Below are 9429 nucleotides of genomic sequence, written 5' to 3'. Positions count from 1 at the left end.
CCAGCAGATGCCACTCCGTGGGCGTCAGCCGTACGTCCCGGCCGCCCCGGTTGACCTTCTTCGCGGCGAGGTCGACGGTGAACTCGTTCGTCTCCACGACCACCTCGTCCTCACCGGTCCCGGCGGGCTCGGCACGGCGCACGGCGGCCCGCAGCCGGGCGAGCAGCTCGTCCATGCCGAACGGCTTGGTGACGTAGTCGTCCGCGCCGGCGTCGAGCGCCTCCACCTTCTCGTCGGAGGAGTGCCGCGCCGACAGCACGATGATCGGCACCCGGGTCCAGCCGCGCAGTCCCCGGATCACCTCGACGCCGTCCATGTCGGGCAGCCCCAGGTCGAGGACCACGACGTCAGGGTGGCGGGCGGCGGCGAGCTGGAGGGCGGACGCCCCGTCGTGGGCCGCGTCGACCTCGTACTTGCGTGCCCTGAGGTTGATCACCAGCGCGCGCACGATCTGCGGCTCGTCGTCGACCACGAGCACTCTGGGGGTCTGGGGAGCCCCCCCAGTGGAACTCACCATGAGGCCTGCCTTTCTGAAGGTACGGAGAGGGTCTCGGGACGCGTCGCCGCGCGCAGGGTGAGGACCATGGTGAGGCCGCCGCCGGGTGTGTCCTCGGCGTTCAGGGTGCCGTCCATCGCCTCCGCGAAGCCGCGGGCGACCGCGAGGCCGAGACCGACCCCGGCACCGCGCGGGGCGTCGCCGTACCGCTGGAACGGCTCGAAGATGCGTTCCTTCACATCGTCCGGCACCCCGGGGCCCCGATCCACGACGCGCACCTCGACGCGGTCGGCGAGGGCGCTGGCGGCGACCAGCACGGGCGTACCGTCCGGGCTGTACTTGACGGCGTTCTCCACGATGTTCGCCACCGCCCGCTCCAGCAGCCCGGCGTCCACCCGGACCATCGGCAGGCTCTCCGGCACGTCCAGGCTCACGCTGCCCTCGGGTACGCCGCCCAGCGCCATCGGCACGACCTCGTCCAGGTCGATCTCGCGGACGATCGGCGTGACCGTGCCGGTCTGCAGGCGGGACATGTCGAGCAGGTTGCCGACCAGGTGATCGAGCCGGTCGGCGCCCGCCTCGATGCCTTCGAGCAGCTCCGCCCGGTCCTCCTCGGACCACGCCACGTCGTCCGACCGCAGGCTGGAGACGGACGCCTTGATCCCGGCCAGGGGCGTACGCAGGTCATGGCTGACGGCGGCCAGCAGCGCGGTGCGGATGCGGTTGCCCTCGGCCAGCGCCCGGGCCCGGTCGGCCTCCTCCTGGAGCCGGCGGCGGTCCAGCACAACCACGGCCTGGGCGGCGAACGCGGCCAGCACCCGGCGGTCCTCCGCCGGCAGCACCCGTCCGGTGAGCGCCAGCGCCAGGTGGTCCCCGACCGGCATGTCCACGTCCGCGTCCTCCGGACGCTCCACCGGCCCGCCGACTCCCACGCGGCCCACGCAGGTCCACGGGTCGACGTCGCTCTCGCGCTCCAGCAGCGCGGCCGACTCCATGCCGAAGGTCTCGCGCACCCGCTCCAGCAGCGCCTCCAGGCTGGTCTCGCCGCGCAGCACGTTGCCCGCGAGGAAGGACAGGATCTCCGATTCCGCCCGCAGCCGGGCCGCCTGGTGGGTGCGCCGGGCCGCGAGGTCCACCACCGACGCCACCGACACCGCGACGGCCACGAAGATGACCAACGCGACGATGTTCCTGGAGTCGGAGATGGTCAGCCGGTGCAGGGGCGGGGTGAAGAAGTAGTTCAGCAGGAACGATCCGAAGGCCGCCGCACCGAGGGCCGGCAGCAGCCCGCCGAGCAGCGCCGCCGCCACCGTCAGCGCCAGGAACAGCAGCACGTTGTTGGCGAGGCCGAGCTCGACGGTGTTCAGCACCACCGCGAGGATCACCGGACCGGCCAGGCCGACGGCCCAGCCCCAGATGATCCGGGCGCGCCCCAGCCGCGCGCCGCGGGCGACGGGAAGTCCCCGCCCCTTACCCGCCTCGTCGTGCGTCACGATGTGCACGTCCAGGTCGGGGCCGGACTCCCGGGCCACGGTCGCGCCGACGCCCGGCCCGAAGACGTACTGCCAGGTCTTGCGCCGCGAGGAGCCCAGCACGATCTGCGTGGCGTTCACACCCCGCGCGAACTCCAGCAACGCGGCCGGTATGTCGTCCCCGACGACATGATGAAACGTCCCGCCGAGGTCCTCCACCAGCGTCCGCTGCACCGCCAGCTCCTTCGGCGACGCCGCCGTCAGCCCGTCGCTGCGCGCTATGTACACGGCCAGCACCTCGCCCCCGGCGCCCTTCTCGGCCAGCCGCGCCGCCCTGCGGATCAGCGTCCGCCCCTCCGGACCGCCCGTCAGACCCACCACGATCCGCTCCCGCGAACCCCAGATCTTCGACACCCGGTGCTCACTGCGGTACTGCTTCAGATACTCGTCGACCCGATCCGCCACCCACAGCAGCGCCAGCTCCCGCAGCGCGGTCAGATTCCCAGGCCGGAAGTAGTTCGACAGCGCCGCGTCCACTTTGTCGGGCCGGTAGACGTTCCCGTGCGCCATACGCCGGCGCAGCGCCTGCGGCGACATGTCGACAAGCTCGATCTGATCCGCCCGCCGTACCACCTCGTCGGGCACCGTCTCCTGCTGCCGCACCCCCGTGATCGACTCCACCACGTCGCCGAGCGACTCCAGATGCTGGATGTTGACGGTCGACACCACATGGATGCCCGCCGCGAGCAGCTCCTCGACGTCCTGCCAGCGCTTGGCGTTGCGCGAGCCCGGGACGTTCGTGTGGGCGAGTTCGTCCACCAGCGCGACCTGCGGGTGGCGGGCCAGGACGGCGTCCACGTCCATCTCGGCGAAGGTCCCGCCGCGGTACTCCAGCCGCTTGCGCGGGACCTGCTCCAGGCCGTGCAGCATCACCTCGGTCCGCGGCCGGTCGTGGTGCTCGACGAAGGCCACCACGCAGTCCGTGCCGCGCTCCACCCGGCGATGGGCCTCGGAGAGCATGGCGTACGTCTTGCCCACCCCCGGTGCCGCGCCGAGGTAGATCCGAAGCTTGCCGCGTGCCATGGCCTCATTGTCCGTCTTCCGCAAAATGCTGCGTACGCAGCGTCGACCTTACGGCCAACGTTCCGGGCAAAGCGGACAGGCAGGGGGCCGGAGGGCGCCTTTGACAGAACCCTGACGCACCGGACGGCGGGCACCGGCTGCGGCGCACCGGACACCGGCACGCGCGGACAGCCGTACGCGAAAGGGCCGCACCCCCACCGGGACGCGGCCCTCGCCTTTGCCTCCGGTCAGCGGACCTCGGTGATCTCCGGTCCGCGCTGGAGCTGCCCCATGCCGCCGGAGAAGCGCGAGTTGCCCTGGTCGTCCTGCTGGACGCCCTCGGGCACCATCTGCGCGTCGTTCGGCAGCTTGAGGACGATGGGGTCGCGGGGGGCCATCGGGCCCTCACCGCGGACCACGACCGTGTCCCGGAAGATGTTCTCCAGCAGCCCGGCCGCCTGCGGCTGCACCGCGCCCTGCCCCGAGATCACACCGCGCAGGAACCAGCGGGGGCCGTCCACACCGACGAACCGGACGACCTGGAAGCCGCCCGTGCCGTCCGGCAGCTGCACCGGCACCTGGGCGCGCAGCTCCCAGCCGAGCGGGCCCTCGACCTCGTCGACGATGCCGCCCTGCTGGGTGATGCCGCCGGCGATCTCCTCGCGCACCTCGCCCCAGATGCCCTCGCGCTTGGGAGCGGCGAAGGCCTGGAGCTGGATGGCGCTGTCCCGCAGGACCACGGTCGCCGCGACGATCGCGTCACCGGCGACCTCTACCCGCAGCTCCATGCCGTCGACTCCCGGCACCAGCAGCCCGCCCAGGTCGACCCGGCCCTCGGCCGCGTCCCGCACCTCGGTGCTGTCCCACGGTCCGTCGGGACGCGGCTCCGGCTCCAGCCGCATCCGCTCGCGCCCGACCTCTTCGTCCGCCTCAGTTTCGACGCTGTCGACGACCTGCTCGGCCTCGCCGGCCGCGTCCTCGGCGGCACCCTTCTTGTTGCGACGTCCGAACACGTCACTGTCCTTCCCGGTCGGATACGACCGAAGCGTATCGATTCCCACCCGCCTTGCCGCCGACGGCGGCATGACCGCTTGTGCCGCTCTCGTCGCCCACCGCGGCATGGCCGCCGGTGGACCCGAAGCCCCCCTCGGCCCGCACCGAGTCGGGAAGCTCCGCGACCTCCTGGAAGCGGACCCTCTCGACCTGCTGGACGACCAGTTGGGCAATCCGGTCGAAGCGCTCGAACCGCACGCTCTCGCGCGGGTCGAGATTCACCACGATCACCTTGATCTCCCCACGGTACCCGGCATCAACCGTCCCTGGGGCATTCACCAGGGCGACACCGCAGCGGGCGGCGAGACCGGAACGTGGGTGCACGAAGGCCGCGTACCCGTCAGGCAGTGCGACAGACACCCCGGTCGGCAGCACGGCCCGCTCTCCGGGCGCCAGTTCACGGGCCTCGGTGGTCCGCAGATCGGCTCCCGCGTCACCGGGGTGCGCATACGTCGGAAGCGGTACGTCCGCGTCGACGCGCCGGATCAGCACGTTCACGGGGTCGCGGCTCACGGGTTCACCTCGAAGGCGCGGGCGCGCCTGATCTGGTCGGGGTCGTTCATGGCGGCCTGGATCTCCTCCTCGCGGCCGTGGTCGATGAAGTGATCGACCTTGACCTCGACGAAGAGGGCGTCGGCGCGGACGGCGACCGGGCCGTCGGGGGCGCCTATGCGTCCGGTGGCCGAGGAGTAGATCTTCCGTCCGGCCACGGCGGTCACCTCGGCCGCGAGGTGCAGCGTGGTGCCCACCGGCACCGGCCGCACGAAGTCGGTCTCCAGCCGGCCGGTCACGGCGATGGTGCGCAGCAGCCAGTTCAGCGAGCCGAGCGTCTCGTCCAGGGCCGTGGCGAGCACCCCGCCGTGCGCGAGGCCGGGGGCGCCCTGGTGTTCGGGCCGAACGGTGAACTCGGCGGTGATCGACACCCCTTGGCCGGCCCGCGCTTCCAGGTGCAGCCCGTGCGGCTGCTCGCCGCCGCAGCCGAAGCACTGGCCGTAGTGCGCGCCGAGGAGCTCACCGGGGGCGGGGGCGTCGGCGTGCCGCACGGGCTTCGTCGCGTCGGCGGGAGGCGTCAGAGCTGGGGATGTACCACTCACAGCCGCAGACCTTACCCGCGCGTCGGGGGCGCGCGGACACCGTGCCAAGCTTGACGTCATGCAGCTTTCCGCCGCCCCTTACGAAGAACGCCTCACCGCGCCCCGCTCCTGGTGGCTGATCAGCTTCCTGGCCGGGGTCTCACTCGCCCTGATCCTGCTGCCCTTCGGCACACTGCCGACGCTGGGCGGTCTGGTCGGCGGGACGGCCACCGCGGCGGTCGCGGCGAGTTCGTACGGCTCGGTCCGCATCCGCGTGGTGGGCGGCGCCCTGATCGCGGGCGAGGCGAAGATCCCGGTCACGGCGCTGGGCGAGGCGGAGATCCTGAGCCCGGAGGAGGCCCGGGCCTGGCGCACGCACAAGGCCGACACCCGTGCGTTCATGCTGCTGCGCGCCTACGTCCCCACGGCCCTTCGGGTCGAGGTCAGCGACCCCGCGGACCCCACGCCCTACCTGTACCTGTCGACGCGCGAGCCGCAGCGGCTGGCTGAGGCGATCAGGGCGGCACGAGAAGCGGCCGCCGCCGCGTAGGCGGCACCAGGGTGGCCTGTCAGGGGCCGCTCAGTGCCCGAGCTCCCTGTACCGGCCGTTCTCCATCGGCAACGCGTCCGGGGGCCGCTCCAGGGGCGGCAGCTCCGTCAGGTGGTCCCAGGGCACCTGCATCTTCCGCAGGTCCGCCCTGATCCGGGCGGCGAGCTTCTTGGTGTCCCGCCGGTTCATGGCCGCGCCGACCGCGGCGCCCACCATGAAGGGCATCAGATTCGGCAGGTTGCGCACCATGCGCTTCATGATCTGCTGGCGCAGCTCGCGCTTCATCTGCCCGCCGAGAGCGGCGTTGACCGTGTTCGGCTTCATGGGGTCGATGCCGCGCTCCTCCGACCACGACTTCAGGTAGGCGCTGCTGCGGTCCTTGAGGTTGCCCGCCGGCCGCACGCCGTAGACCTCGTGTAGCTCGGCGATCAGCTTCAGCTCGATCGCCGCGACCCCGGTGATCTCCGCGGCCAGTTCCGTGGGCATCGCGGGCGGAATGGGCAGCATCGCCGCGGCTCCCACGCCCGCCCCGACCGTCGCCGACGCGTTCGCCGCGCCCGCGACGAGCTTGTCCGCGAGCTGTTCGGGGCCGAGGCCCGGGAACTGCCTGCGCAGCGTCGCGAGGTCCCGTACGGGGATCCGCGGGGCGATCTCGATGAGCCGGTCGGCGAGGTACCCGAGGCCGGCCCTGGCGTGCCGGCCGCCCTTACGGACGCCTTCCTTCGCCAGGTCCCGGGCTCTGTCCCGGATCACCGCCGCCCGTCGCCGGGCGACGGGTGCGGGGCCCTGCGCCGGCACCGGGAGGTCAGCCCGGTCACCGGCGGGTTCGAGCGAGGCCGAGCCGGCGGGGACCTGCCCCGTACCGGAAGAGCCTCGCTCGTCGTCACGCACGCCGTTAGGGCCGTCGGACGGCCCTGAGTCCGCTCCCCAGGGGAAGCGGCGCTTCCGAGGTGGGGTCGAGCCAGTCACGGCCGACCCCGCCTCAGTCGCAGTCGCGGCAGATCGGCTGACCGTTCTTCTCCCTGGCCAGCTGGCTGCGGTGGTGCACCAGGAAGCAGCTCATGCAGGTGAACTCGTCCTGCTGCTTGGGTAGTACGCGGACCGCCAATTCCTCGTTCGAGAGGTCTGCGCCGGGAAGCTCGAGGCCCTCTGCGGCCTCGAACTCGTCGACGTCGACGGCCGAGGCGGACTTGTCGTTCCGCCGGGCCTTCAGTTCTTCAAGGCTGTCCGAGTCGACGTCGTCGTCGGTCTTGCGTGGGGTGTCGTAGTCGGTTGCCATGTCGCTCTCCCCCTCCGGGTGTCTGCGGTGTCTCCAGCGCACGTAACGCGTGAGAGGCCGGACTTGTGCCCGACCCGAGGCGGAGATTTTGCCTCACATCAAGGTCTGTTACTCAATCGACACCCAACCGAACTCCTCATGAGTGATCGGCTTGGATGGCGATCGGGACCGTACACGGTCCGATTGCCGCACTTCAAAGGGGTCCCACCGTGTACTTCCCGTGATCAAGGCCCCGGAAAACCCGGATTTTCCGGGCTTTACCGGACTCTCATGATCACGGAGAGTAGATAGCTGGAAAATCGGCTTTGTGATCGATCACACATAGGACCACCGGATGAGTGCCCCAAGAATTCCGCGCAAAGCGAACATCCTCGGGTGTGTCGCCCAGGGTCTCAGATCGGGAACGTGACGCGCATCACGAGACCGCCTCCCTCTCGGGGCCGAGCCGCGATGTGCCCGCCGTGCGCCCGGGCCACGGACCGGACGATGGACAGACCGAGACCGACGCCCTTGTCGCTGCCGGTGCGCTCCGTGCGGAGCCTCCGGAAGGGTTCGAAGAGATTGTCGACCTCGTACGCCGGCACCACCGGCCCGGTGTTCGCGACGACCATGACGGCCTGGCCGTGCTGGATCTCGGTGGTGACCTCGACCCAGCCGCCCTCGGGGACGTTGTACCGCACGGCGTTCTGCACCAGGTTCAGGGCGATCCGCTCCAGCAGGACGCCGTTGCCCTGGACGACCGCGGGCTCGCGTGTGCCCCGCATCTGGACGCCCTTGGCGTCCGCCTCGGCGTGCACCTGGTCCATGGCCTGCGAGGCGACCTCGGCGAGGTCCACGGGCCCCCGCTCGACGATCTGGTTGTCGCTGCGGGCGAGCAGCAGCAGGCCCTCCACGAGCTGCTCGCTGCGCTCGTTGGTGGCCAGCAGCGTCTTGCCGAGCTGCTGGAGCTCCACGGGCGCCCCGGGGTCGGACAGGTGGACTTCCAGGAGCGTGCGATTGATCGCGAGCGGCGTTCTGAGCTCGTGGGAGGCGTTGCCGACGAAGCGCTGCTGGGCGGTGAAGGCCCGCTGAAGCCGCTCCAGCATGTCGTCGAAGGTGTCTGCCAGCTCCTTGAGCTCGTCGTCCGGGCCGTCCAGCTCGATCCGTCGGGACAGGTCCGACCCGGCGACCGCGCGGGCGGTGCGGGTGATCCGGCCCAGGGGCGACAGGACGCGGCCGGCCATCGCGTAGCCGAAGGCGAAGGCGATCACGGCGAGACCGAGGAGCGCGAGCAGGGAGCGGCTGAGCAGGTTGTCCAGGGCGTGCTGACGCTGCTCGTTGACGCAGGCGTTCATGGCCTGGTTGAGCTCGGACGCGGTCGGCGACCCCGGGAAGTTGCAGGTCTCGCTGGCCACCTGGCCGGAGAGGATCTTGAACGGCAGGTCACTGCCGACGTTCATGGCGTTCGCGGCGAGCAGGTAGATGATCGACAGCAGCATGATGCCGGCGATCAGGAACATGCCGCCGTAGAGCAGCGTGAGCCGTATCCGGATGGTCGGCCGCAGGAGCGGGAACGGAGGGGCTGCCTTCCTGGGGTCCCAGGTCGGCTTCGGGGGCGCCTGGGGAGGCGCGGGGTGCGCGGCCACCGCCGGTCAGATCCGGTAGCCGGAGCCGGGCACGGTCACGATGACGGGCGGCTCGCCCAGCTTGCGGCGCAGGGTCATGACGGTCACACGCACCACGTTGGTGAACGGATCGGTGTTCTCGTCCCAGGCCTTCTCCAGGAGCTGCTCGGCCGAGACGACCGCGCCCTCGCTGCGCATCAGGACCTCCAGGACGGCGAACTCCTTCGGCGCGAGCTGCACCTCGTTGCCGTCCCGGAAGACCTCGCGGCGGTTCGGGTCGAGCTTGATCCCGGCGCGCTCCAGGACGGGCGGCAGCGGCACGCTGGTCCGGCGGCCGAGGGCACGCACGCGTGCGGTCAACTCGCTGAACGCGAAGGGCTTCGGGAGGTAGTCGTCGGCGCCGATCTCCAGGCCCTCGACCCGGTCACTGACGTCGCCCGACGCCGTGAGCATCAGCACGCGCGTGGGCATGCCCAGCTCGACGATCCTGCGGCAGACGTCGTCGCCGTGCACCAGCGGGAGGTCGCGGTCGAGGACGACCACGTCGTAGTCGTTGACGCCGATGCGCTCCAGGGCGGCCGCACCGTCGTACACGACGTCGACGGCCATGGCCTCCCGGCGCAGTCCGGTGGCCACCGCATCGGCGAGCAGCTGCTCGTCCTCGACGACGAGTACGCGCACGTGGCTTGTCCTTCCTGTGTCCCCCCACGGAGCGCCGGCGGGCGCACGCGAGCAGGGGGGTCTTCGGGGGTGTGTGGACCTCCATCCTGCCCTTTTCGGCCATAAGTCGGCAGTAAGGCGGGGAAGCGGCAGCTGGGGCGGAGCGCGGGCCGACCTTGG

The 9429-nt window shown here is 71.3% G+C and carries 10 protein-coding genes; 1 reads left to right on the top strand and 9 read right to left on the bottom strand.

Annotated elements, in window-relative coordinates; all coding sequences use genetic code 11:
• The 5 genes from AB0O67_RS34485 to AB0O67_RS34465 all read right to left on the bottom strand — a co-directional run.
• The coding region (locus AB0O67_RS34485; protein ID WP_365459075.1) for a response regulator at positions 1-517 on the bottom strand (517 nt) is incomplete at its 3' end.
• Complete coding sequence (locus tag AB0O67_RS34480) at positions 511-3051, bottom strand: ATP-binding protein (protein ID WP_365459072.1); 2541 nt, start codon at positions 3049-3051, stop codon at positions 511-513. The genes AB0O67_RS34480 and AB0O67_RS34485, both read right to left, overlap by 7 nt.
• 227 nt (positions 3052-3278) lie before the next feature.
• Positions 3279-4043 carry a DUF3710 domain-containing protein gene (locus AB0O67_RS34475; RefSeq protein ID WP_365459069.1) on the bottom strand — a complete coding sequence of 255 codons (765 nt, stop codon included), beginning with the start codon at positions 4041-4043 and terminating at the stop codon, positions 3279-3281.
• A gap of 1 nt (position 4044) precedes the next feature.
• A complete protein-coding gene (gene dut / locus AB0O67_RS34470; protein ID WP_365459067.1) occupies positions 4045-4596 on the bottom strand; it encodes a dUTP diphosphatase in 552 nt (183 codons plus the stop codon).
• The gene (locus AB0O67_RS34465; RefSeq protein WP_365459064.1) at positions 4593-5177 is read right to left on the bottom strand and encodes a hotdog fold domain-containing protein; all 585 of its coding nucleotides are present in this window, start codon (positions 5175-5177) and stop codon (positions 4593-4595) included. The genes dut and AB0O67_RS34465 overlap by 4 nt, the downstream gene beginning before the upstream one ends.
• A gap of 58 nt (positions 5178-5235) precedes the next feature.
• Here AB0O67_RS34465 and AB0O67_RS34460 point away from each other — a divergent pair, with 58 nt between their 5' ends.
• A complete protein-coding gene (locus AB0O67_RS34460; RefSeq protein ID WP_365459061.1) occupies positions 5236-5706 on the top strand; it encodes a DUF3093 domain-containing protein in 471 nt (156 codons plus the stop codon).
• A 30-nt stretch (positions 5707-5736) separates the two neighbouring features.
• Here AB0O67_RS34460 and AB0O67_RS34455 read toward each other — a convergent pair whose 3' ends face one another.
• The 4 genes from AB0O67_RS34455 to AB0O67_RS34440 form a co-directional block, all read right to left on the bottom strand.
• Entirely contained in the window at positions 5737-6675 is a 939-nt protein-coding gene (locus AB0O67_RS34455) for a hypothetical protein (protein ID WP_365459058.1), read from the bottom strand.
• A 13-nt stretch (positions 6676-6688) separates the two neighbouring features.
• Positions 6689-6985, bottom strand: a complete 297-nt coding sequence (locus AB0O67_RS34450) for a DUF4193 domain-containing protein (protein WP_003993510.1) — start codon at positions 6983-6985, stop codon at positions 6689-6691.
• Between the two features lie 392 nt (positions 6986-7377).
• Positions 7378-8610: a HAMP domain-containing sensor histidine kinase gene (locus tag AB0O67_RS34445; RefSeq protein WP_365459054.1), complete on the bottom strand. Its 1233-nt coding sequence runs from the start codon at positions 8608-8610 to the stop codon at positions 7378-7380.
• A gap of 6 nt (positions 8611-8616) precedes the next feature.
• A complete protein-coding gene (locus tag AB0O67_RS34440; RefSeq protein ID WP_365459051.1) occupies positions 8617-9270 on the bottom strand; it encodes a response regulator transcription factor in 654 nt (217 codons plus the stop codon).
• Positions 9271-9429: the final 159 nt, after the last annotated feature.

The sequence above is a fragment of the Streptomyces sp. NPDC086077 genome (assembly GCF_040686175.1).
Lineage (GTDB): Bacteria > Actinomycetota > Actinomycetes > Streptomycetales > Streptomycetaceae > Streptomyces.
The sequence above is the reverse complement of the archived record's forward strand: the minus strand, read 5'-3'. Positions and strand labels throughout refer to the sequence as shown.